The 22,907-nt window shown below is 52.8% G+C and carries 23 protein-coding genes and 1 pseudogene; 8 read left to right on the top strand and 16 right to left on the bottom strand.

What is annotated here, in order from left to right; genetic code table 11:
- Nucleotides 1-37: 37 nt before the first annotated feature.
- The 7 genes and pseudogenes from ACFR81_RS04350 to ACFR81_RS04320 all read right to left on the bottom strand — a co-directional run.
- The gene (locus ACFR81_RS04350; RefSeq protein ID WP_343874641.1) at nt 38-2,086 is read right to left on the bottom strand and encodes a fibrinogen-like YCDxxxxGGGW domain-containing protein; all 2,049 of its coding nucleotides are present in this window, start codon (nt 2,084-2,086) and stop codon (nt 38-40) included.
- 258 nt (nt 2,087-2,344) lie between these two features.
- Nucleotides 2,345-3,385 (bottom strand): HAD hydrolase-like protein, encoded by a 1,041-nt coding sequence (locus tag ACFR81_RS04345; RefSeq protein WP_343874638.1) that lies wholly within the window; start codon nt 3,383-3,385, stop codon nt 2,345-2,347.
- 187 nt (nt 3,386-3,572) lie between these two features.
- The gene (locus tag ACFR81_RS04340; RefSeq protein ID WP_083147140.1) at nt 3,573-4,223 is read right to left on the bottom strand and encodes a C39 family peptidase; all 651 of its coding nucleotides are present in this window, start codon (nt 4,221-4,223) and stop codon (nt 3,573-3,575) included.
- A gap of 303 nt (nt 4,224-4,526) precedes the next feature.
- Nucleotides 4,527-5,237 (bottom strand): purine-nucleoside phosphorylase, encoded by a 711-nt coding sequence (gene deoD, locus ACFR81_RS04335; RefSeq protein ID WP_083147141.1) that lies wholly within the window; start codon nt 5,235-5,237, stop codon nt 4,527-4,529.
- Between the two features lie 67 nt (nt 5,238-5,304).
- Nucleotides 5,305-6,054: an MBL fold metallo-hydrolase gene (locus ACFR81_RS04330; RefSeq protein ID WP_343874633.1), complete on the bottom strand. Its 750-nt coding sequence runs from the start codon at nt 6,052-6,054 to the stop codon at nt 5,305-5,307.
- 42 nt (nt 6,055-6,096) lie between these two features.
- The gene (locus tag ACFR81_RS04325; RefSeq protein ID WP_343874806.1) at nt 6,097-6,333 is read right to left on the bottom strand and encodes an HAD hydrolase family protein; all 237 of its coding nucleotides are present in this window, start codon (nt 6,331-6,333) and stop codon (nt 6,097-6,099) included.
- 63 nt (nt 6,334-6,396) lie between these two features.
- Nucleotides 6,397-6,669: pseudogene (locus ACFR81_RS04320) on the bottom strand (HAD hydrolase family protein); the annotation flags it as partial.
- Nucleotides 6,670-6,870: 201 nt separating this feature from the next.
- Here ACFR81_RS04320 and ACFR81_RS04315 point away from each other — a divergent pair.
- Complete coding sequence (locus ACFR81_RS04315; protein WP_068168996.1) at nt 6,871-7,206, top strand: cupin domain-containing protein; 336 nt, start codon at nt 6,871-6,873, stop codon at nt 7,204-7,206.
- A 92-nt stretch (nt 7,207-7,298) separates the two neighbouring features.
- On the opposite strand, the gene ACFR81_RS04310 is transcribed toward ACFR81_RS04315, so the two are convergent.
- Nucleotides 7,299-7,499 carry a hypothetical protein gene (locus ACFR81_RS04310; RefSeq protein WP_343874630.1) on the bottom strand — a complete coding sequence of 67 codons (201 nt, stop codon included), beginning with the start codon at nt 7,497-7,499 and terminating at the stop codon, nt 7,299-7,301.
- A gap of 135 nt (nt 7,500-7,634) precedes the next feature.
- On the opposite strand from ACFR81_RS04310, the gene ACFR81_RS04305 reads away from it, so the two are divergent.
- The 3 genes from ACFR81_RS04305 to ACFR81_RS04295 all read left to right on the top strand — a co-directional run bounded on the left by ACFR81_RS04305 (nt 7,635) and on the right by ACFR81_RS04295 (nt 10,407).
- Complete coding sequence (locus ACFR81_RS04305; protein WP_068169002.1) at nt 7,635-8,147, top strand: GNAT family N-acetyltransferase; 513 nt, start codon at nt 7,635-7,637, stop codon at nt 8,145-8,147.
- Nucleotides 8,148-8,381: 234 nt separating this feature from the next.
- The gene (locus ACFR81_RS04300) at nt 8,382-9,713 is read left to right on the top strand and encodes a TrkH family potassium uptake protein (RefSeq protein WP_068169008.1); all 1,332 of its coding nucleotides are present in this window, start codon (nt 8,382-8,384) and stop codon (nt 9,711-9,713) included.
- The gene (locus tag ACFR81_RS04295) at nt 9,706-10,407 is read left to right on the top strand and encodes an NAD-binding protein (protein ID WP_151146134.1); all 702 of its coding nucleotides are present in this window, start codon (nt 9,706-9,708) and stop codon (nt 10,405-10,407) included. The genes ACFR81_RS04300 and ACFR81_RS04295 overlap by 8 nt, the downstream gene beginning before the upstream one ends.
- 144 nt (nt 10,408-10,551) lie before the next feature.
- On the opposite strand, the gene ACFR81_RS04290 is transcribed toward ACFR81_RS04295, so the two are convergent.
- A complete protein-coding gene (locus tag ACFR81_RS04290; protein WP_343874625.1) occupies nt 10,552-11,160 on the bottom strand; it encodes an arsenic metallochaperone ArsD family protein in 609 nt (202 codons plus the stop codon).
- Nucleotides 11,161-11,306: 146 nt separating this feature from the next.
- Nucleotides 11,307-12,758 (bottom strand): hypothetical protein, encoded by a 1,452-nt coding sequence (locus ACFR81_RS04285; protein WP_343874622.1) that lies wholly within the window; start codon nt 12,756-12,758, stop codon nt 11,307-11,309.
- Nucleotides 12,759-13,044: 286 nt separating this feature from the next.
- Between ACFR81_RS04285 and gabT the strand changes: the two genes are divergently transcribed.
- Nucleotides 13,045-14,391: a 4-aminobutyrate--2-oxoglutarate transaminase gene (gene gabT, locus ACFR81_RS04280; RefSeq protein WP_343874620.1), complete on the top strand. Its 1,347-nt coding sequence runs from the start codon at nt 13,045-13,047 to the stop codon at nt 14,389-14,391.
- Nucleotides 14,392-14,566: 175 nt separating this feature from the next.
- Here the strand turns inward: gabT and ACFR81_RS04275 are convergent, their stop codons facing one another.
- The gene (locus tag ACFR81_RS04275; RefSeq protein ID WP_190617591.1) at nt 14,567-14,713 is read right to left on the bottom strand and encodes a hypothetical protein; all 147 of its coding nucleotides are present in this window, start codon (nt 14,711-14,713) and stop codon (nt 14,567-14,569) included.
- Nucleotides 14,714-14,864: 151 nt separating this feature from the next.
- Between ACFR81_RS04275 and ACFR81_RS04270 the strand changes: the two genes are divergently transcribed.
- Nucleotides 14,865-15,059, top strand: a complete 195-nt coding sequence (locus tag ACFR81_RS04270; RefSeq protein WP_343874616.1) for a hypothetical protein — start codon at nt 14,865-14,867, stop codon at nt 15,057-15,059.
- 74 nt (nt 15,060-15,133) lie between these two features.
- On the opposite strand, the gene ACFR81_RS04265 is transcribed toward ACFR81_RS04270, so the two are convergent.
- From ACFR81_RS04265 to ACFR81_RS04245, 5 genes are all read right to left on the bottom strand, one after another.
- Nucleotides 15,134-15,523, bottom strand: a complete 390-nt coding sequence (locus ACFR81_RS04265) for a hypothetical protein (protein ID WP_343874613.1) — start codon at nt 15,521-15,523, stop codon at nt 15,134-15,136.
- A gap of 177 nt (nt 15,524-15,700) precedes the next feature.
- On the bottom strand, nt 15,701-16,909 hold the full coding sequence (locus tag ACFR81_RS04260) for a DUF308 domain-containing protein (RefSeq protein WP_343874610.1): 1,209 nt from the start codon (nt 16,907-16,909) through the stop codon (nt 15,701-15,703).
- A gap of 192 nt (nt 16,910-17,101) precedes the next feature.
- Nucleotides 17,102-17,440: a hypothetical protein gene (locus ACFR81_RS04255; RefSeq protein ID WP_343874607.1), complete on the bottom strand. Its 339-nt coding sequence runs from the start codon at nt 17,438-17,440 to the stop codon at nt 17,102-17,104.
- Nucleotides 17,441-17,784: 344 nt separating this feature from the next.
- On the bottom strand, nt 17,785-19,962 hold the full coding sequence (locus ACFR81_RS04250; RefSeq protein ID WP_343874604.1) for a bifunctional metallophosphatase/5'-nucleotidase: 2,178 nt from the start codon (nt 19,960-19,962) through the stop codon (nt 17,785-17,787).
- A gap of 133 nt (nt 19,963-20,095) precedes the next feature.
- A complete protein-coding gene (locus tag ACFR81_RS04245) occupies nt 20,096-21,145 on the bottom strand; it encodes a sucrase ferredoxin (protein ID WP_343874602.1) in 1,050 nt (349 codons plus the stop codon).
- A gap of 268 nt (nt 21,146-21,413) precedes the next feature.
- Here ACFR81_RS04245 and ACFR81_RS04240 point away from each other — a divergent pair, with 268 nt between their 5' ends.
- Together ACFR81_RS04240 and ACFR81_RS04235 are read left to right on the top strand one after the other, a co-directional pair.
- Nucleotides 21,414-21,845, top strand: coding sequence for an RNA-binding S4 domain-containing protein (locus ACFR81_RS04240; protein WP_083147143.1), 432 nt, complete (start codon nt 21,414-21,416; stop codon nt 21,843-21,845).
- 29 nt (nt 21,846-21,874) lie between these two features.
- A complete protein-coding gene (locus tag ACFR81_RS04235) occupies nt 21,875-22,900 on the top strand; it encodes a GNAT family N-acetyltransferase (protein WP_343874599.1) in 1,026 nt (341 codons plus the stop codon).
- Nucleotides 22,901-22,907 lie beyond the last annotated feature (7 nt).

Here is a 22,907-nt window from a genome sequence, read left to right as displayed (position 1 = left end):
ACACCGTGTTTTTCGGTGCAAGTGCTAAGAAATCCTGTTAGTTTTGCGCTTCAAATCGAGCAAAGCCAACAGTTCTTTGGGGGCCGTTGACGCCGAGTGACTGGTTGATATCTCCACCCACCCAGAGGTTGCCGCGTGAATCTACGAAGGACTCCCACACGCCATTACCTGATGCGCCCTTGAGATTAGGCGCGAAATCAGGAATGTACTTGCCGGTGGTAATGTCCCACGCGCCCACGAGCTTGATGTCGTAGGTGCTGTTGCGAGCCTGGCTTTCAGCGCCGAAGTAGGTGTAAGCGCCGTCGAAGACCTGGTCGCCACAGTGGCAAGCGCCGTACATGATGTTCCCTGCCTTGTGCAGATCCTGGAAATCGCCACCGCGCTTAGTAATAGCCGAGCTGGTTCGTGCGTAGTTATTGTTCTTATCGTAAGCGTGAATGAAATGCTCAGTGCCACCTGCCCAAACAGTGTTTCCGGCATCCTGAACATCAAGCTGCCAGCCGCCACCGCCTAGAACGATAGACTGCTTCCACTCCCACGGTTTATACATGGCGCCATCGGTGGTGTTGATAGAAGCCAGCTTGAAAGCTTTCTTGCCACCCAATTCTGAGAAGTAGCCCGCAGCGAAAACAGACTGGCCATCCTCAGCCGCGCTGATGCCGCTTACGGTGCCGTTGAAGACTGGCTTCCAGTTCTTATCCACGCTGTTGTTTCTGAGGTCAAAACGAACCGCATTTTTAGCGTAGACAGCGTATTGGCTGGTTGCTCCGGTTGTGTGAGTGAAGTTGCCACCCACGTAGAGGTAGTTACCCTGAACGTCAAGAGAACGTACCTGCGCAACACCGCTAGTTCCACGGTTTTCAACCTTCCAACCCAAGTCCTCAACTTCACCTGTAACAGGGTTGAGGACGACGAGATTAGAAATAGGTTTGCCGTTGACCTCTGTAAACTCGCCACCAACTACTAGCTTGCCGCTGGGTAGAGCTTCTACAGCCTTAATCTGACCGTTGAACTTGGGCATAAAAGTACGGACCAAATCACCGGTATTGACGTTGTAGCCACTGAGGTAGGATTGCTCAACAACTTCACCCTTGGCAGATACCAGGTTCTTGTAGTCACCGCCAACGAAGACGGTATCGCCCACCTGCGTAATTGCCTGCACATAGGAGTGCATTTCGCTCACTACACCGGTTGCAGTCTGCTCGGAGGTGCGCCATAGCATGGGCATGGTGAGGCTCTTCGGTACGTCTTTGCGCGCTTCAGGCTTTACCGGTGACGTTAGTTTGGGGCGCAAGTACATCTGAGTGAAAGGCATGGTTCGCTTGCCTTTGGAGAGCCAGATGTGGCTATCTGCTGAACCTTCTTTAACGTCGATACCGTAGGCGTAGCCGTATCCGGGGCCGTTGACGCCGGAGTAAATGGGGGTGAAGGATCGATAAGCGCGGTCGAAACCTTTGGAGTCTTTAGTGGTGGTGCGAGGATCGGTTTGAGTGGTAGGCGCACTCCAGCCAGAGCTTTCAGTCATGGTGGCGCTGCGCCATGCCCGCGCGTCGGGAAGAGCCCAAATCCAGTTATTGCGGGTGCTGATGGTTCCGCGCAGTTCCTGGGTGTAATTTCCCTGGTCGTTGAGCGAGCGAACAACTCGAATGTCGTTCACATAATTGGGATCTTTGCCGGTGAGCTCATTGATTTTCTCTGCGGAGAGCTGCGCGGTTGTAAAAGCGTCTTTACCGCTGGGTGACTGCCAAATTTTGTTGGCATCTCCCTTGCCGGTAAGAGAGCGATTCCAGTCTTCTCGCCCGCGACCAATCATGAGCCAACCGCCGCCGTCAGTTTCCTGGTCGCAGTAAAACTTGCCAGGTACTGATTTAGAGTTTGGCGGGGCAAGCCAGTAGGCGCCTGATGGTGAGTTGGGGTAGTTTTGCTTAATTTCCCAGCAGGAGGCGGCGGCGGTTTCTAAAGTTTTGCCATCGTGGACTGCTGGTTCTGCCTGAGCTGCCGAGGTGGCACCTGCTAGAAAGGTGACTCCAAGGACTGTTGCAGAGGCAACAGCTGTTATTTTTTGAAGCAGTGGAGAAGGGGACATAAGACCTCATGGGTGGTTTTCAGCGGTTCTAGACTCAAACACTGAGCTTGAAAGAATCGCAGTGTGTGGGTTTGGGAATCTATAAATTTGAATAAATTCATAGATGCATTAAGGATATGAACCAGCCCTGAGGGGAAAACAGAGTTACTAAGGGGTAATTTACGTCCGACTTTCTTAGGGTGAGCCGCTACTAAAAAGCGGTATCTTATAGTCACAAATGTGGGTAGCGTGCCCACTAGAAGCTCAGGACATCCCCCCTTATAGAACGTCTCTTAGGTGGCTGACATCTGGCAGCACCGGGGTGTTTTCGCTGAAGTCAGCATGTGAATACAGCCCGGTTTCTAGCCCCACAAACATCATTCCTGCATCAAGGGCGGCACGTTCGTCGAGCAGCGCGTCGCCAACATAGGTCAGGTCAGTTTTGCCGCATGCACGCATAATCTTGAGAATTTCGTTGAAGACGCGCGGATCCGGCTTGTGAAAATCAACCAGGTCAGAGCCCTGAACCATCGTCAGTCGATTGAGCGGATAACCCTCACGTTCAAGTTCGCCCAACGCCCATTCGGTGCGGGTGGAGGTCACCACGCCTACTGCCACGCCGTCGTCCAGCAGCGAAAACACCATCTCGCGTGCACCCTCAATCGGCTGTTTGGGAAAGAGATCCCGGCTGGCGGCGTTCGCCACCACCATCTCTTCAACCGACGCAGCATTTTGATAGTAAAACCCAATCATTTCAGTGAAAGGTTTACCCCAGTATTCACGCAGGACGTCGTCGGTCAGCTCCACGCCGAATGATTCGCGAGCCACGTGGCGGTGGTGGTTCCATTTGGCTTCGATGGTAAAAAAGAGAGTGTCGTCGAGGTCAAAAATGACGGCGCGATGAGAGTTTGCGCCGGAGACGACCAGAGACTTCTGTACTAAATCATCGAGCACAAGTTGCGCCACTGCAGAGAGTTTCTCCCTGTCGGACGCATCTACCCAGGCGATTTCTTCAATTTCTTCCGATGGCGCAGGCTCGCCGTCGAGTTCGGCGGTAAAACATGCCATCTCTACCTGCACGCCGGCAGCTTTGCCGTCTGCCTGCTGGGTAAACGTGCCCCAAGAGCGCACGGAATTGGCGTGTAGCCCAACGCTGAGTTCCTCGCGAATCTCGCGGTGGAGTGCCTCTTTTGCGGTTTCTCCGGCGCCGGGCTTGCCGCCGGGCAGAAAGAATTTCTCCTTGCCGAAGCTGCGCGCAACTAGAAGTTTGCCGTCGCGAATTGAAATGAGCGCTGACTTTGCGATGTTTCCAGAAGCCATAAATTTATCTCTCTGCAGAAGGTTTCGCCTTGAGTTTACTGGAAAGCCCCGTGCCCCGCTCAAGAATAAAAAACCGCCACCGCCGTCTTGTTTCCCCATGCAATGAAACAAGATAAGGCGATGGCGGCTCTCGGCTTCACCCTGCGAATCCCCTATATGTTGCGGGGTGGTGTGCTAGCCGATGCTCCTAATAGATGCTGTACACATCCTTAGGGGTTCCGTAAACGCCTATGTTGGTAATGGAGTGGGTCCATTTATAGCGGGAATCATTGAGGAAGCTGCTGTACTTCGCCACGTTCACGCGCTGGGAGGTGGGCCAGGGATCGATCCACTGAATTTCTTGTGTTGCCGCGTTGTACCCTTCGATGACCAGGAAGTGCCCCATACCGTTTGAGTTCCACTGAATGCGCACCTGAACGGGGCGTCCGGCGTCGATTTCCCGCTTAATTTCGGAGAAGGTTAGTGTGCCATAGCGGGTGGTACTGCCGTAAACGCCGACGTTGTACCAGCCGCGGCGGATGTCGTTGAGGTCGCCGGTAGTGTTGGCGCACGGTGCGTAGCGGTTGGGGTTGCCTTTGGCGAGGTTGCAGAATTCGTTTTGGCTTACATTTGCGCCAAAGTAGTTGGCTACTGCGGTGCTTGCACCCGCCCAGCACCAGAGGTTTTGGGCTTGGGCTTCAGGTTTGATGTTCAGGGACTTCAGGCTAGAGGTAGAGGCTGTTGCGGTTGGGGTAGGCGTGATGTCTGCCTGTGCAGGGGCGACGACGGTGCCGACGGAAAGGAAGCCTGCAAAGAGGGCGGCGGAGAGGACCCGCCAGATTCTGGTGGAAGTGTGCATTATTGCAATCCTTATGGGGGAGGAGAGTGTATGTGGTTGCGGTCGTAAATAACCTGTGAAATGAGAACACGAACATAAGACCGTGTTGGCTAACCCACTTCATTCATAGAATACATAATCCCTAGTCAAAAGGCAGTTATACGGGCTGAGTGTTCAAATTTTTCTTAAAATCCGAAAAATTTTTGCTGTCGAGAATAATGTGCTCGTCAAAAAAATGACCCCCTTGCGTTACCCGCGCCATTCAGTGCGGGTAAGGCAGGGGGGTCTTTTTCGATGCGCGGTCCGCGCCTCAAACCGAGGGCTTTAGCTGACTGCCACAGGCAGTACCAGTTCCATCATTTCGGTGAAAGCGGTTTCGCGCTGTTCGGGGGTGGTGTCTGAACCCTTGAAGATATGGTCGGACACGGTGAAGACGCCCAGCGCTTCCGCACCAGCGGCAGCGGCGGTGGCGTAGATGCCGGCGGTCTCCATCTCGACGGCGAGAACACCCATGTCCGCCCACTTTTTGTTGTCTTCAGAATTGTGGTGATAGAAGACATCCGAAGAAACCACGTTGCCCACATGCAGTTTAATGTTCTGTTTTTCGGCTTCTTTTGCCACGGCGTTCAAGAGCGACCACGATGCAGTGGGGGCGAAAGTGCCCGGTAGCTCGTACTGGCGCATGAAGTTCGAATCGGTGGAGGTTGCGGCAGCAATCACGATATCGAAAGTATCGAGGTTGGCGCTCAAGCCGCCACATGAACCAATGCGAATCAGGCGCTTTACACCAAAGACGTTGATGAGTTCCCATGCGTACAAGCTGGCAGAGGGAATACCCATGCCGGTACCCATGACCGATACCTGCTTGCCATTGAACTCGCCGGTGTAGCCGAGCATGTTGCGCACGCCGTTGAACTGCTGAACGTTCTTTAGATAGTTATCGGCAATGAATTTTGCGCGCAGGGGATCGCCGGGGAGCAACACGGTCTCTGCAATGGGAGCGTTGTCGGGCTTGATATGAGGGGTGTTTTTCACGTGAATTTTCCTTGCGAAGATTTAGAGGGAATTGCTGAGTGGACTATAGAGCCTGTAAAGCCATGTCTTAGATGAGTAGCTTGCCCAGTCCGGCGTCGTTAAATGCCTGGAGTGCGTTCTCGAAAGAGTCAGAGAAGTGTTCCCACGAGTCTGCGTGTGCAATAACCACGTGGGAAGGCTTCAAGATTTTTGCAGCCTCTACCGCGCCTGCGCCGTCCAAGGTGAGGGGAGCGCCGTCAAAGAAGGGGCTACGAGCCGCACCGGCAAAAATGACGGCGGTGTCAATATCAGAGATACGCTCAGCGATTTCTTCAACTACCTTCAAAGAGGCGTTATCGCCGGAAATGTAGATAGTCGGCTCGCCCTCGGCCGTCAGCAAGAAGCCGATGACCTGACCGATAATTTCCTCGGTGTCGTCGCCATCTGGGCCATGGAGAGCGGGCAACGCGGTGACGGTGACCTTTGTGCCCTGAGTGCTGGTGATTTCATACTCTTCCCAGGGTGAAAGGCCGTGGGCGTTTCCGCCTAGACGTTTTTCACCATCGCGGGTAGTGAGGGTGAGCGGAACCTGTGAGAGAAGTTCGCGCCCCTTGTTATCCAGGTTATCGGGGTGGTGATCGTGGGAAAGCAGGACGGCATCGAGGGGTAGAACGCTTTCTGCCTCTACCGGAGCCCCTGTGGTTTTGCGCAGGCTCGCTCCGCCGCCGAGATCGTAGGTGGTTTCAGGGTCGAAAGTGGGGTCGGTGAGCAAGTGCAAACCGGCATATTCAATCTCAACGGTCGGCCCGGAAATAACTTTAATGGTTGGCTGAGGCATAGTTTCCTTTCAAGAAAAGTTTTCTTTCCCAAGCCTATCGAACTACTTCGTTATCAAGCCCAACCGGGTGAAGGCATGTGCTAGACCGTGCTCATCGACGTCGTCGGTGACGAAATCTGCCGCCGCTTTTGCCTCCTCTCCTGCGTTGCCCATAGCAACTCCCACCCGAGCGAATTCGAACATAGGAATATCGTCTTTGGCATCTCCCAACGCGACGGTGTGCTCGGCGGAGATTCCTGCATGCTCAACCAGCACTTGCAGGGCGGCGGCGTTTTCCACGCCTTTTCCCGCACTGTACTGGCGGATGACCGGCTCACCGGCGGTCTCAAAATGCTCGCTGGCAAAGAGGCCGTTGTTGCTTTCGAGGAAGAATTCTAGCCCTCTTTCATGGAGCCAGTCCGCGATGGCGTGCGCTTCGGTCTCGGGTATGGGCTGGTGTAGGAGAACTTTTTCGTTCAGCTCGACATAGCTTCCGTTGCCGTCGATGAGACCATCTACCCCAAATTCCCAGAGTTCGGGGTAGATTTCGGCACGAGACCGCCCGGTGCATAAGACGACGACGTGCCCGGTTTTACGAGCCGCGCGCACGGCGTCCCCGGCGGAGGGCGGCACTTCGCCATTGTAATTTCACAAAGTTCCATCGATGTCGAGAAAAACTGCTGTGCGTTTCAGCGTGTTCCTTCCCCTGACGACGGTCTTGTTTTTACAGTACTCACACTTCAGAGCGGGGAGGGGAGGTCTAGTTTGTAGGTGGTGACGCGAGGTATAATTAGGTAAATAATATATAACCTAATTATTTAGTGAATGGAGCATCCCATGAGTAGCACCCCGATGAGCGAATCCCAGGTTGCCGCTGGCGTTTTTGAAGAATTGCCACTTGAACAGGAGGCAACTAAATCGCAGGTGGTTTTCAATAACGAAAAAATTCGCCAGGTTTCTTTCGCGATGGACACCAATCAGGTGCTCACAGAACATTCTGCCCCGCGCGCAGTTATCGTCAATATTCTGCAGGGCAAGATTGAATTTACGGTAGGCGGGACTGCGAATGTGGTGGTCCCTGGCGACGTCATTTATCTAGCCCCCAATGACCGTCATGCAGTAAAGGCGTTGGAACCTTCCCGTTTTTCGCTGACCCTGATCGACATGGCATAAAGCTATGTTAGGGGGTAAAAATTTTTGCCTCAGATTTTAAATAACACGTGCCCGGCACATTTTCACTAAGTGTGCCGGGCACCGGTTTAAATCTATTTTTGGTGGTAAGAAACCATGCTCAACTTAGCGATAATTGCCTTGTTGAATGCCTCAAAGAACTGAACGGTGATAGAGCGAGCCTCGGGGTCGATGCGCAATGCATCGGCGTTGAGGGTGCCGCCGGGGAGGATGAGCGCATCACGCAGCGAGGTAAGCTCAATCTGCTCTACGCCCTGGCTAGCGAGAATGAGCACTTTTTGTTATTGAGATCTGCCAGTGAGTGCTCCTTAAGCCTAGTGATACTAAGAAAACTTACTGTTTTAACTTTAGTGGGTAGGGGAAAAGACGCAAGCTCTTTTATTACGGCTCACTCAGCGCATAATAAGTATATGAATTTCACTCTTCGCATTCCTGGTCCCCACGACGGCGCCGGGTTCGAGCGTGCCCGTCAGCTGAGCTGGCGAGCCGCCTACGAAGGCATCTTTGAAGAAAAGCTCTTTCGTGAGCGAGAAGAAAAGTTTGATGCCCGCGCCGAGTCATTTAGCGAATGGTTTGCCGGGCTCGATTCCAACGGCTGCGATGTTGAAGCGGGAACCGGCGCCCGCCGTTGCGCCCGCATTGCTGTCGATGAAAAGGGTGAGATTCTAGGAACTGTCAGCACGCGGCAAGCCCCCGGTGAAACTCTTGACTTGCAGTCCCTCTATATTGTTCCCCAAGCGTTCGGCACCGGAATGGGGGAAGCTCTCATGCGCGCCGTCCTGCCAGAGGGTGAACGGGTCACGGTGGAGGTGCTCGCTACCAATGGGCGCGCCGTTGCTTTCTACCGTAAACACGGTTTCAGAGACACCGGCAAAACCTCAACCTTTGCAGGATACAAAACGCTGGTTTTGCAGCGGGGCTAGCAGGCAAACAGACCTGACCCACCCCAAACATACGGGAACGTTCCGAAAAATACTGCAAAGTACCTAAGACTGAAATCACAGGTGCCTCAAGGGCATCAAAAGAAGACTCCGTGAAAAACTAGATAAGCATTTTTCTCTAACTTCTCCCATGCGGGTTCTAGCAGGTGTATATTAAATCGGTGATATTTTTGCCGGTCGCCAGACCTCAACATTTTCCGCTTGAGGGCTAAAGATATGTCCTTCAAAAAGGTAAATCCGCAACGAAGCGTTCTAATAGGCTTTGTCAGTGCCATCTTTGTTGGCACTTCACTGCTCTTTCTGCCTGCTGCTCACCAGGATCCTGCTAACAACAAGGTAGTAGATGATTTATTTACCGCCGTCTCAGCCACCTGCGTTACAGGACTCACTACCGTAGATACTGCTACGCATTGGACTTTTCTGGGTCAAATTATCATCCTGGCTCTGATTCAAATGGGTGGTTTAGGATTTATGACTCTCTCTACCGCCATCGGAGCTTTTGTCCTTCGAAAAATTTCGCTGAACAACAGACTCAAAGCCTCGGCTGAAGTTCGTGGACAAGGCCTCTTCGATCTTAGACGCATGGTTCTCGCCGTTATCCGCATCGCTCTGCTCATCGAATTTATAGGATTTTTATTTCTTTTCTCACGATTTTTCTTCGGTTACAAACTTAGTTTTACTGAATCGCTATGGAAGGGAATCTTCCATTCTGTTTCAGCCTTCAATAACGCCGGTTTTGCCCTTTATTCAGATAACCTCATAAGTTTTTACCATGACCCATGGGTTCTCCTACCTCTATCTTTTCTTACGGTTTTAGGAGGCCTGGGTTTCCCTGTATTTATGCAACTGAGAAAAGCGGGAGCACATATCCGGCTGTGGAATATGGGTACCAAACTTGTTCTTCTGGGAACTCCTATTCTCTTATTTTTGGGAACAGCGGTAATTGCAGTTTTAGAGTGGAATAATCCTGGTTCCTTAGGGACGATGAATAGCGCTGAAAAGATTCTCAACAGCTTTGCCCAATCTGCTTTTACGCGTACCTCGGGATTCAATAACCTAGATATTTCCACCTTCCACCCCTCAACTCTTCTGTTTATGGATGTTTTGATGTTTATCGGTGGTGGCCCAGCAGGTACTGCCGGCGGTATAAAAATTACTACTTTTGGTGTGCTTCTGTTTGTAGCTATTACTGAGATACGGGGTGAAGGCGCAGTTAATATTCTGGGCAAGCGTCTGGCGCGTTCTGTACACCGCGAAGCAATCACCGTGGTTCTCCTCAGTACCGCACTCATATTTGTTGCCGTTTTCGCTCTGCAACTTCTTACAGCATTCACCACCGATCAGATACTTTTCGAAGTCGTTTCTGGCTTCGCCACCGTAGGGCTAACCACGGGTATCACCTTCGAAATGCCCCTAGTAGGAAAAATCATTCTTATCATTTTGATGATTTGCGGACGCATCGGGCCCGTTACCGCTGCGGCTGCACTTGTCTATCGACGTCGTCCAGCTCTGTACGAGTTGCCCAAAGAAAGGCCTCTCATTGGTTAGAAAGAAAAAGCTGTCGTTATTTGATTCAGATAATGTCTCTGAAGGTAGCTCAGTAGCGGTTATTGGCCTAGGACGTTTTGGGCAATCGGTTGCTCTGGAGCTGATGGCGAATGGTTCTGAGGTTTTAGGGATTGATGACCGTGAGGAAATCGTGCAATCTCTTAACAACAAGCTGACACATGTAGTTCGGGCGAATGCGACGCATCCTGATGTTTTGGATCAGCTTGGGATCACTGATTTCGATCGTGTGGTTGTTGCGATAGGTACTCACCTCGAATCCAGTATTTTGGTGACCTCATATCTGCTGAGAGCCGGAGTAGAAAATATTTGGGCTAAAGCAGTATCTGACCAGCACGGGGTCATTTTGCAACAGCTGGGTGTCCGAAATGTGGTCTTTCCGGAAAAAGATATGGGAAAGCGGGTGGCTCATCTTTTGCAGGGAGATCTGAAAGAGTTTATTCAGATTGACACTAATTATGCTCTGGCTATGGCTTCTGCGACTGAAAAACTTTCGGGCGTAAACCTGAATCCGCATGAACTTTATAAGAAATATGGGGTAGCTATTAATTCTTATCGTGATTCCTCAGGTCAGTGGAATCATGATCTAGAAAACCTCCACCTTACCCCGGGGAACGTAGTGATTCTCGGGGGAGACCCTCAATCCATTGAAAGGTTCGCCAGTAAGTTCCTCTGATCCTCGTGAGAAGAAAGTCTTAAGTTTCACTCTCTTTTGAAGTCATTGAAAGCCGAACTTCCCGAGAATATAGCAAACAAGAATATATCTCGGGAAGTTCGGCTACTTTTCAAAGTCAGTTACTCTCGCTGGAGAATTCGGTAGCTACTGGCAACCGCAGCCGCCACATCCACATCCGCCGGACGACGATGCCGCGTCGTCCTTGGTCGTTACAGCAGAGGTGCCGGGCGTAGGGAGGCCATCGCCAAAATCGCCAGACATCAGATTGCGTCGAGCGCCAATTTCGGGGCCACCCGCAGGTTTCTCCGTTACGCCTGCCAGGGTTGCGGCGAATCCTGCCGGTTCCATGGACGGCGCGGTGGGTGGCATCTCAGCGCCACCGGTTCCGCACGCTGCAGCTGCCGCCGAAATCTTCTTAGGTTTGACACTACGCGCTTTGGAGAAGCGCTTCATCTGCTCTTCGTCGGGGTAGTTGTAAGAAACTTTCACTTCACCATCTGCCAGCAAAATTGGCAGCACGTCCCTCCCAGAAATCTCAATCTGATCGGCAACCGGCACGCAGTCTTCGAACGCTGAGGGGTAAGAGTTAGTGGAGTAAACAGCTATGTCAAACCCTGAAGCTAAGAGATGTTGCGCGGTTGCAAGAAACTGGGTGCGCTCAGAATCGTCTGGGTCATTTTCATTCTCGCCGGGGCCTGGAATAAAGATTTCCAGCTCTGCCCACTCGGTGTTTTCGGGTTCTTTGGCTTTCACGATTACTCCTAGTTTTGCATCTTCTGCATTAGGGTCGGGCGTAACCCAGCAGTATGGCAGCGGTTCCCGCCTGGGGGCAGTCTCGTAGGTTTAACGCTGAACTCTCGTCCAATATTTCCACCCCTACAGAAACCGCCGTGAGCAACTTAGCCCAGAAAGAATCTACGCAAGCCCTTCATAAAGTTATTTTCAGGCTCATTTTCAGTGGTAGGCGCCGCGTCTCGATGGGGTTGCTGAGATGTTTCCTGGCGAGCTTCGGGCTCAACCGGGGCGAACGGGTCATTTTCTTCGGGCTGAGGCGCATCCGCCGAGGGGTCTTTCTGTCCATCTAGCTCTGCGTCGATGTAAGAGAAAATCGGTGATTTTTCTTCGTCTTGTCGCCCTAGAAGCGTGTTGATTTGGGAGCGGTAAGAGGACTCTTCCGAATGCTCTTCGTGAGGACTCGCGGCGGGCTGGTCGGGGGTGAAACCCTCGTTTTCATCGGCAGGGTTTTCATCGCCTCGGTTTTCAGTCGCTGTGGCGCCGATCTGTTCCGTGCCATTCGCGGTCTCTTGCTCTAGTGATTTATCAGTCGCCTGTTCCACTTCCTGAACCAGACCATGGTCGTGGTGAGCTGGCGACTCTTGGTTGAAAACCTCCGGCGCTGAGGCATTCTCTAACACTGGCGCTGCTTCTGCGCTGGGCTCAAGAACCGAAGAAACGCTCTCCCAGCGAGGGCCTGTTTCTTCTTCCGCCGACTGGTTCTGTGCAACTCGCTCGGTAGCGCCCTGAATCCAATCGCCCGTCACAAACTGCGAGAGTGACCGTGCGACTATGTAGGGCGGCTCGGCGGTCATGGCTGAACGCGCAATAATCTGCCCGATGGCACCGGACGCGCCAGGAGCAAGATCAGCTGCGTAGAGAGTTTGCGCATCGTGGGCTAGCTCCACCCAGTACTTGTGGGCAAGCTTAGGTTGCACGACGTCGTTTGGGGTAGGCGCGGGAAGGCGCACGGCGGCATCAGCGAATAGCTCCCTGCCGAAATCCGCGGCGATATCTGATGAAAAAATGTCGCCGTGTGGACCTTCTGCCACCTTGCCTTCGCGCACAGTGGAGCGGAAGAAGCGGATTTCAGGCAGGGTTTTGCCGTCCAGGCGAGTGACGGCGTCGTCAATATCGCGCACGCGGTAGCCTGTGGAATGTCCGTGGCTGAGCAGGGTCTTGCGGAGAGTCATGCCGTCATTGTGGGCGTAAGGGACTGCTGAGAGATCTCCCGGGTTGCCTGGTTCCTGGATAAATGGTTCGGTGTTTTCGGGGGCGGCGTCCTCGGTTGCATGCTCTTCCGATGTCGGTTCCACCTCCATGGTCTCTAGGCGGATGTCGCAGTCGGCAGGGAGTACCTTTGTCGCAATCAATTCATTGACTGCCACCATAAAATCTTGAACCAGTGCGGGGTCTGTAATATAAGCGCCGTCCGGGTGGGTCAGCGCTAAGTCACCCAACTCTCCTGAAGTGATTAGCGCATGAGCCTTGGCGGGGTTGCCGGAGGCGCGCGAATAGGCTTCTAGGATGTCGGTTAGTGTTTGTAGATTGGGTGTAAGGGAGCTCTCTAAACTCATACGTCCCATAATCTCATAAAGCAATCTACTTTGTGGGAGCAGATGGAGCGCTTATGGGGTGACAAAATGGGAGAATCGCGGTGGAATGCGTTCCACCTGCGAGTACTTACTCTTTATGATGTAGACAACACTATTTTCGCCAAGTAACAAATGTTTCATCAGTGAGATGAAAGCAGGGGTGGCATGAAGAGCGACTCTCTGCGAGCCCTATGTTTCACGTGAAACATAAACCGCCCTTCGTTGTTTTCTTGCTTTAAACCATTGAGCTGATTGTTAAGGAGTCCCAATGCCTGAAATTACTTACCGCCTGCCCCAGGAAATCAAACTCACCAGCAACTACCCTCAGGGGCCGGAATCTGCCAAGCTCGCCGAGCGTCGTGTGGCAGCAGTGCCCGCTGGTGTGGCATCTACTGCCCCCTTTTATGCAGTAGATGCCGACGGTGGAGTCATCGTAGACGCCGACGGCAACTCGGTAGTTGACCTGGGTTCGGGCATTGCGGTCACCACCGTGGGCGCGTCTGCCCCTAAAGTTGTTGAAGCGGTACAAGAAGCCGCCTCGCATTTTACCCACACCTGCTTCATGGTGACCCCCTACGAGGGTTATGTGGCAGTGGCTGAAAAGCTCAACGAGCTAACTCCTGGCGACTTCGAAAAGCGTTCGGTGCTCTTCAATTCCGGTGCGGAGGCAGTTGAAAACGCTGTCAAGATTGCGCGTTCGGCAACCGGGCGTAACGCAATCGTCGTCTTCGATCACGCTTACCACGGCCGCACCAACCTCACCATGGCGCTCACCGCAAAAGCTGCGCCCTACAAACAGGGCTTTGGGCCTTTTGCCTCCGAGGTCTACCGTGTGCCTATGAGCTACCCTTTCCGCGACGGCAATCGCGGCGGTAAAGAGGCGGCAGCAGAAGTAATTTCGCAGATCGAAAAGCAGATTGGCGCTGACTACATCGCCGCTGTCCTGATTGAACCTATCCAGGGCGAGGGCGGCTTCATCGTTCCTGCGGATGGCTTCTTGCCCGAGCTGGTCAACTGGTGCCGCGAACACGGTGTCGTATTTATTGCCGACGAAGTTCAGGCAGGTTTCTGCCGCACCGGCAAGTGGTTTGCATCGGAGCACGAGGGTATTGAGCCCGACCTCATTACTACCGCCAAGGGTATCGCTGGCGGTATGCCACTTTCGGCAGTTACCGGACGCGCGGAACTCTTCGACAAGGTGCAGGCTGGCGGTTTGGGTGGCACCTATGGCGGTAACCCCGTGGCTTGCGCGGCGTCCTTGGCAGCTATTGAAACCATGGAAGAGTGGAAGCTCAACGACCGTGCCACCCGTATTGAAGAAATCGTGCGCGAGAAGCTGGAACCGCTCGTCGATGAGCTCGATTACGTGGGTGAGCTACGTGGTCGCGGTGCCATGATGGCTCTTGAGTTCGTCAGCGATTCCACCTCAAAGAATCCGCACCCCACTGCGGCAAAAGATATCGCAGCCTACTGCCTGGAGCGCGGCGTGCTGATTCTGACTACCGGCACCTACGGCAACGTCGTTCGCCTGCTGCCCCCTCTGACTATTTCAAAGGAGCTCTTGGGCGAGGCGCTGGATATCTTCGTTGCTGGAATCCGCTCGGTAGGTCAGTAACTTTCCTGCAAACAATCTTTCTGTAGGCGCTGAGGTATCTTTCGGCGTTAAAAACTTCTGTGTCACTCAATCCGTGAAAGTGCATTCAAATGAACGCACTTTCACGGATTGAGTGACACAGGGCTTTAAAAAATGCCGCAGAAGCAAGCGTTCCTGCGGCATTCTTTAGCTTTTCTTAGCTTTGTTTAGTTTCGAGGTCGGTGGGGACGAGCGGTGAGTCCGCGTGGCAGACGGGGCACGCCGACTGGGCGGGTGCCTTGCCTTCGGGGTGTTCCTGCTCGAAGACGCCGTCGGTTGAGCACTGGTATTTATAGGGATGCATATTGGCTCCTTTGATGTTGATACAAGCAACTCAACCGTATTTCACAGGCCCGGGTCAAATTGCGTTTTGCCTAGTGACCTATTCATAAGGCGTTTTCGAAAGCACACCATTTGCCCATGACGCACGGTTCTTAGCTGGGCTCAAACTAAAAATGTGGGCAACTCCCTGGCTGAACATTCTTCTGATGCTCGGCATCGCCTTTGTTTTTGTGGTCATGATGTTCTCGGCAGACGGTCGTACACAGGTCTATACCTCGCTGATCGCAACCGTTGTGTTGGTTATTCTCTGGCCCCTAGCGAAAAAGAACGTGGAGAAAGTACAGGCACGACGCCGGGCGTCGTCCTAAACTCGCTTCGTTGGCTGCCTAAAACACCGCCGTCCTGAACCACAGCTCAGGACGGCGGCGCTATATCAGCTCGTCTACATCTGAAACATGATCCGCACGAGAATAAACATCACCGCATGAAAAGTAAGCCAAATAACCGAGATAACAATCGCCACGATTGCCTCCCACTTTGTTTCACCGGCGCGAAAAAGCGCGATGATCCCCAGCACGAACGTCGCCAACATGAGCACCGTGTTCAAGAGACGAATTACGGGGAATAAAGCAAAAGATATGGCAACTCCCACGAGTACGAGAGCTACAATCCCCGGTACATTTCTGCGAGATGCAGGACGCGCGGGCGCCCACTGTGCAGACGCATCAGTGCCGTAGGGGTAGGGCTGAAAAGTTTCTGGTGCAGAGGCCTGCAGATGGTGAAGGTTTACCTGCTGAGTAAGCTGTTGCGGTGTGTAATTTTCTTCTGTCATACGGCAAGGCTAAAGACTCGCTCAACCGCTGTCTTCTAAAATTTTTTTATGACAGTAAAAAGCTGTGGATAACCCCTTTTCTCATCATCGAGAAGGAGGTTATCCACAGCTTTTGTATTTCCACTTGCGTTATCTGGCACCAGTCATTAGAGAACTTTGTGCACCAACGTGGACGGTTTACTCCTGGATGAAAGTAACTTCTTCACGGTCGAAATCGAGTGAAACATCGAAGGATGCGTCCTTGTGATCCACCATCGCGTAGCCAACCTCAAAAGAAAGAGACTTTCCGGGTTGAATCTTGGTGGTGGGAATATTGGAAAGGTTAGAATCAAAAATTCGTTCCGCTTCTTTCCCACCTGAATTACCTGTCATCATGAAGAGCGACGGATCAACTGCTTCATCAGAGTCATTCTTGATGGTTACGGTGTACTTTTGAAAATCTTTGAGAGTTTTATCGTCGTTTCCAGCCGCATATTCAGTGGGCTTAAAAGCTTCAGGCTGTGAAATAGTTACTGACACGCCGTCGTTCCACGTGTAGGTATCGCCAATTTTTCCTGTATCGGATCCTTGTTCACCTGAGGAATCTGTTGCCGAAGCGGAAGAAGGAGACGCTGATGAGGAGCTGTATTCCCCGTCAGTCGACTCTGCCAACGCCGTAAAAGCCACAACGAACACAATAATCATCGAGAGAATGGTGCCGAGTACCGAAATAACGATTGCGGTGATACCGGCCCACTTCGACTTATTCTTCTGGACAAGGGCGATGATGCCCATCACGAAACCCGCGAAGAGGAGAATCCAACCTAAAATGGCAACGACCGGGATGCAACCGAGAATCAGACCAAGAACTGAGGAGCCTAATGCAATTAAACCGAGCATATTGTTAGCTCGCTTGCCACCGTTGGGGCCGTAAGGTGCGCCGTTGTTATAAGGATTCTGGTTGAAACCGTTACCGCTGTTACCGTAACCGCCGTTGCCGTAGTTACCGTTGTTGGCACCCCCAGCAGCGGAATAGGCTGGGTAGCCGTTCGCGGAAGAACCCGCTGCCGCTCCTGCATAAGGGGACTGCTGGCCGTAGTTACCATTCTGAGCATTCTGCATGGACTGACCGCTGGGTGCAGACTGCGCGTGAGGGTTGTAAGGGTTCTGCTGGTCGTAGTTGTTTTGACCCTGAGAACCTTGAGGGGCATAGGTTGAAGGGGCAGCGGAAGAAGAACTTACACTGCCGTGCGACGGCGTCTCAGAAGTACGGGGAGAAGCTGAGCTCTCCGTTGATTCAGAGAAAGCGTCGGGGGCGCGAAGAGTATCATCCTGCGAGTTTAGAGGACGTGTGTAATCCTCTGAAGAATCACGCGGATCTTCTGGAATATTGTTTTGCTGAGTCACAAAACCTAGATTACCGAAACTTGTCTATTTTAGGGTGTCGTGTTCTTTATATGACATCGCATGATTGCGCTATATCAATCTGCCACTCGCTTCAGCCGCAGGGGCAAAGAGACGGGTCTAGCTTCCCCCAAGACGCACCAAAAGCGCCCCCGCACCTCTATCAGATGAGGTTACGGGGTGCTCTTCAAAAATCTAAAGAATGGTGTTTTCTTCGGCTGCTTTCATGGCAGAGCGAACACTAAATCCGCTAACCAGAGCTACAATGACGAGCCCAGCACCTAGAATCAGTAGGTTCTTCGAAGAAAGGAACATGCTGGGCTGATTCTCGGTAGTAGGACGCGCGGCGTCATCGGCGTTGATGACGGCAAGCGGCGCTTGGCGCACTACTGCGGATTCGTGAGAAGTAGTCTCTACAGAGGTTTCAGCACTGATGGAATATGAAGTTGTGGGAAGTTCTTGTGCCTGCGCGGGGAGAGCCGACATTCCTGTAGCCAGTGCGATACCGGCAAGAGTTGCGAATAAGCGACGCATCGAAATTTCCTTTCGTAAGCGGCGCGAGTGGAGTGAGACAAGCTTCAAGGCGGTTCCATGTTGCCTGTATCACCGAAAAATATTCTACGGCTAGCGTGAGCCCAATCGCTAATTGATAGCGGGTTTTAGAAGAAGTGGGGCTACTGTCCCCTATTTCACTAGCGTTTACTTACTGAACGGTAACCCTAGGGATATGTTCAACAAGCAAAAGCCAAACGAGCGTAGCAGTAAGGTGAACTGGCTGGGGCTGGCATGAATTGCCTTACTGAGCGCTAGCGAAGCAGGCGAGAAGGTTAGTTCACCGTTGCTACGCTCGTTTGGTTTCTCTTGGACAGTCGTCTCTTCTAGCTGTTGCCCTTTCCCCGGCCCGCTTTGAGGACAGTGCCGCCTATCAGAAGCAACAGAATTCCTGCACCCACTAGCAGAACCAGATTGCGGCCGGTGTGCGCCAGGTAATCAGCAGAAGACGCCGTTGTATTTTCGCTCGCTTCGGCACCTTGACTTGCTTCTGCGCCGTCGCGCGAGTTCTTAACATCAGAATTAGAGCCAGTAGTTATGTCTACAGGCTGAGTGCTTGCCTGGCTCGCTGGTGCAGCGGGCTCAGCCAAAGGCGAGCCTGCTGGAGACGCAACGGCACTCGCAGGTGCGGTGGGCTCTGCCGAAGGTTGAGGTTGCTCGGAAGGCGCAGCCGAAGGTTCTTCGCTGGGTGCAGAGCTGGGGGTCTCAGAAGGAACCACTGCGGAAGCCGCTGAAACACTCCAGTTTTCGGTGAAGAAATCTGCGGGATCAATAATCTTGTTTTCCGTTGCCCACTGAATCATCAGGTCGCGAACAGCTTTTTGCTCGTTGTAGACAATTTCTGCATCGGTTACATGGGGGTAGCCTGACCCACCAGACCAGCGGTAGTTGTTGAGAGCAAGAATGACTTCCTGATCGTCCGCTAGAGCCGAACCATCTGCCAAGGTGAGGTTCTCTACGCGCTGCCCCACAGGCTTGGAGATATTGAGGTGGTAGTTCACGCCGGAGAGCACATCGTAGGAGTAGTCAGGGATTCCGCGGGTGTCACCGGGATACATGGCGTTGGTGACATCCGCCCAGTTGCTAATCTCTGCACCGGGCTCCTGCTGCTTGTAGTAGCGGGCGGACCATTCGAGGTAATCCCGCAGCTGGGCGCCGGTGAGTTTGACGCCCATGAGGGTGTTGTCAAAGACATAAAGCCCAGCCATATCTGCAATGGTGACATCGCCCTTTTCAAACAGCGCAGTGCGAGAGAACGGCGAAACTTCAGAAATTACAGGCAGGTTTTCGTTCTTCGTACCGGCGACGGCGCGGGTAACTTCTTCGGTCTGCACGTGGTTGATGAAGTCAAGAATCGCGGTATCTTTCCACGCAGATTCTGCGCCGGACATCGGCTCGGTTGCCTGGGCAACTACGGTCTGAACCCACTTTTTGGTGTCCGAATGGTAGGGCTCAATAGCTGCCAGAATGGCGGGGTCACTAGAATAATCTGCGGCGTTGAGGGTCTTTACCCTGGGTTGCTCTTCCTCTGACCACTCAACCTCGACCTTTCCGGTAGCATCGTCAATGGTTAACGGAACCGTAATTTCTGAAGCGAAACGAGCCCAGTACCCGGGTTGAGAGAAGAGAACCTTCTTGCCCTCTTTGTTTACAAAATATTCTTGGGCTTTATCGGTGACATGCGAGTGCCCGCCAATCACCACGTCCACGTCGGTGCTTTGTTCCGCTACCGAACGAGCCACGTTTTCTGCTTTTGCCGTAGAGTCGTAGGCTACGCCCTCGGGGTCAAGACCGGTATGGGCTAGAACAATGACGACGTCGGCTCCTTCAGCTTTCGCCGTCTTGGCATAGCGAGAAGCAGTTTGGGCAGCGTCCTCAAAAATTAATTTGCCTTCAACATTTGCCTTATCCCAGGTTTCGACACCGGGGGTCACGACACCGACCACAGCAACCTTGACGGTTTTATCGCCGACCTTTTTATCAATCATGGTGTAGGGCGTTAGCGCTGGTTTGCCGGACTGGACATCAATCACGTTCGCACCGAGAAGCGGCATGTTGAGGTTGCCCTGATACTGTTTCAGCGCATCAAGACCGTAGTTAAATTCGTGGTTTCCTACCACACCGGCCTCATAGTTGAGCTGGTTAAAGACTGTTGCCATGGGGTCTACCGTGTCAGCGCCACGGTTCTGCTGGTAGTAGCTAGCAAGGCTCGAACCCTGGTTGGCGTCGCCGTTATCTACGGTTAGTACAGAGTCGCCACCCTCATTCTGCACTTGCTTGATGGCAGTTGCTAAATGCTCCATCCCCAGAGCTTTAGAGGGGTCTTTAGCGCCGTAGTTTTGACCGGTGAAATAGTCGTAGTCAGCCACATGGGAGTGGATATCGGTGGTAGCTAGAACGGTCAGATCACCTAGATCTGTCTCTGCCGCCATTGCTGGGGAGGCGATAATGACAGCACTGGTGGCTAGTAAAAGCCCGGTTCCTGAAGCGATGATGCGTCGCATCGAAAATTCCTTTCGTCAGCGGCGCGAGTGATGTGTGCGATGTCTTCATTGTAGGTAAATCAGGAAACCTTAGAGCCTCAGGGCGGGGAAATGAAGCTAAATGACACGAGAAGTTTAGGTAACGAGCAGCTCACTAGAGAGGGCGGATTTCTACTACGTCGTATGATTTTGCGGGTTTACCTTCTTTGCCGCAGGAGGCAGGTACCGCGGCTGTTTTTCCCAGCTTGACGACGACGTCCCAGGCGCGAGTCTCGGCTCCCCGGGCGGATCCCCATTTCACGTGCACTGAAGATATAGCTGAATCGGAATATTTTTGAGGGGCATCTTCAAAAGTTAGTTCTTCAATTCCCGGCTCAATCTGCTCGGTGAGTAGCAACTCTCGCACCGCCACCTCGGCTACCTGATGAGCTGCTGGCAAGCTCGAACGTCCGCGCAAATTATCCACCAGCGGCACTCCGGTTTCCTCAAGACAACTAGTAGCAGCCAACATGCTTTCTGCTGAGATTCGCCCGTAGGTGTAACCGGATGGCAAAAGCATCGCCGTCGGGGCAAGCCTATGACCGCTCAAATGCGAACACTCCCATACGGTGCCGCCGGGTCTCATCTGATCGAGAAAGCGGGCAATGGGGCGACCTCGCAAGGCGCAGCACTGGTCTCTTTTGGCATGGGCACACACCAGGGTGAGAACCGTTCCGGGGAGCCGCTCTGCAAAGGGAATCTGAGAGGGGTCGTTCAACGACAATTCGAGTAAGTCTGCAGGTCCTTTCACACAGAAAGTGAATAGTTGATCTTGACCGTGAATCCGACGGGCGAGAAAAACCCTTCGCACGCCGTCCTGAACCACCTGCCCCAATCTGCCCGGTTTACGGATGAGAAGCAGGCGGTATCCACCCTCATCAGCAAGTTTTTTCTCCAGTGCCTGAGCTACAGTGCTATCAAAGGCAACGCCGTCGAAAATATCCCTTCCCCAGGCGCCGGGCTGTTCCAGAGCAATCCAGCCGGGTTCATGCGCTGCTGTTCCCGCTAAGTTTCCCTCGGTAAAAGTGGAGCAGGAATTCTGGGGAACGCCAGGAAAGCGAATAGCGGAGAGAACCTTCTCTGTCGTTACATTTGACGCTACAGATGTTCGCGATACTGGACTATTGTGCGTACCGCTTTTGCCCTCTGATAAGTAAGTGCTCATAGGAATAGCATAGAGGTGAAAGAACATTCAAACATCCCTTGTACAAAGGAGTAGGCATGATCGACGGCGCGCTTTCTAACCTTCCTCTTTGTAGGTCGCCCCGATAACAAAGCGGTTCGTGAAGCTGGTCTGGTGACCTTTGCGGTCAATATTTTCATGCTTCTTCTGGCGCTGGCTTCGGTAATTATTACTGTTCCCAAGTCTTCTCCCGAGGAGCTTGCAGCAGCAAAGGCGCCTAACAAGTAGGACTTTTCGGTAGCCTAAATACATGACCGAACAACCTACCTCAACAGATCAGAGCGCAACCCCAACGCATCAAGCGTTGCCACCGCAACCTAAAGTACGCGTGGACGTATGGCTCTGGTCTGTTCGTGTCTTCAAAACTCGCTCTTTAGCTAATGACGAGGTCAAGGCAGGTCACGTTCGCGTCAACGACGCCCATATTAAGCCGTCGTTCAAAATCGGCAGCGGCGACGTCGTCCGGGTGCGTTACCCCGGGTACGAGCGGGTCTTTAGGGTAGTCAAAACCCTCACCAAACGCGTGGGCGCGCCGGTGGCGGTCACCTGTTATGAAGATCTTTCTGAGCCCAAGCCTGCCTACCTCACCACTGGCGCTGTGCCGCGGCGCGAACGAGGAGCGGGGCGTCCCACCAAGAAAGAACGCCGTGCCTTGGATAAACTTCGCGGCTTCAATGAGTAATGTGAGCTCCGCAACTGTATTCTGTTTTCATGACAGACTTTATTATCCGAGGAATCAACGTAGATTCCGATGAAGAAATGCGCCAGCTCAACGAATTAGACGAGGCATGTGCGCAGGACATTTATGGGGCGTCCCAGAAGTCTACCGTTGATGAACGACGCGCGGCGCTCGCCCCCAGCGCTTACCAGGAAACCGAACGTTTTGTAGCGGCTGTTTCTGAAGGAGATACCGAGCGCGTTGTAGGTATCGCTATCTGCGGAATGCCCTTGTATGAGAACAAAAAGACGGCGTTTATTGGTCTAGCAGTTCACCCGGAATACCGTGGACGGGGGATAGGTTCGGCTTTGGCGGAGCGGTTGAAAGAAACTGCCCAGTCTGCCGGTCGAACCACCTTGGATTCGTGGGGTGAGATTCCTGCTGATGCCAACGCCGATGATTCAACGCTTCCTGTGAACCTTATTGCCCGCCGTCTAGGGATGGAAAAGAAAAACGTGGCGGCACAGAAGACCTTAGACCTTCCCCTCCCCGAAGGGAAACTTGCGCAATTCGAAGCGCAGGTTGCCGAAAAAATTGGCGACTATCGCCTGGAAACATGGACCGACGGCATTCCCGAAAATCAGCTAGAGAACTACGGGATTTTATTGCGTCAGCTAGAGCTCGACGAACCCACTGGTGACCATAGAAATGAAGCGCCTGAGTTTTCTGCCGATCGTGTGCGTGAAATTCGCGAGAAGCAAAAAGCAATGGGCTTCCGGGACGTCATTACGGTGGCATTCTCGCCAGAGAATGAAATTGCTGGCCAGAGTGAAATTATTTATAACACCAATGAGGGAACTTCTATCGGTTTCCAAGCAAACACTTTGGTGATGCCTGACCATCGCGGGCATGCTCTAGGGCTGGCTATGAAGGTGGCTAATCATCGCAAACTAGAAGCAGTAGCACCTCACATCAAGGTGGTGGTGACGGGCAATTCATCGCTGAACACTCAAATGAACGCCATCAACGAGCAGTTTGGATATAAGGTCGCCTGCCAGGAAATTGCTTTTCAAAGTTAGGAGAGTA

The organism is Rothia amarae (genome assembly GCF_042677725.1).
Lineage (GTDB): Bacteria > Actinomycetota > Actinomycetes > Actinomycetales > Micrococcaceae > Rothia > Rothia amarae.
Note: the sequence above shows the minus strand (reverse complement) of the source record. Positions and strands in the feature narration are given on the sequence as shown.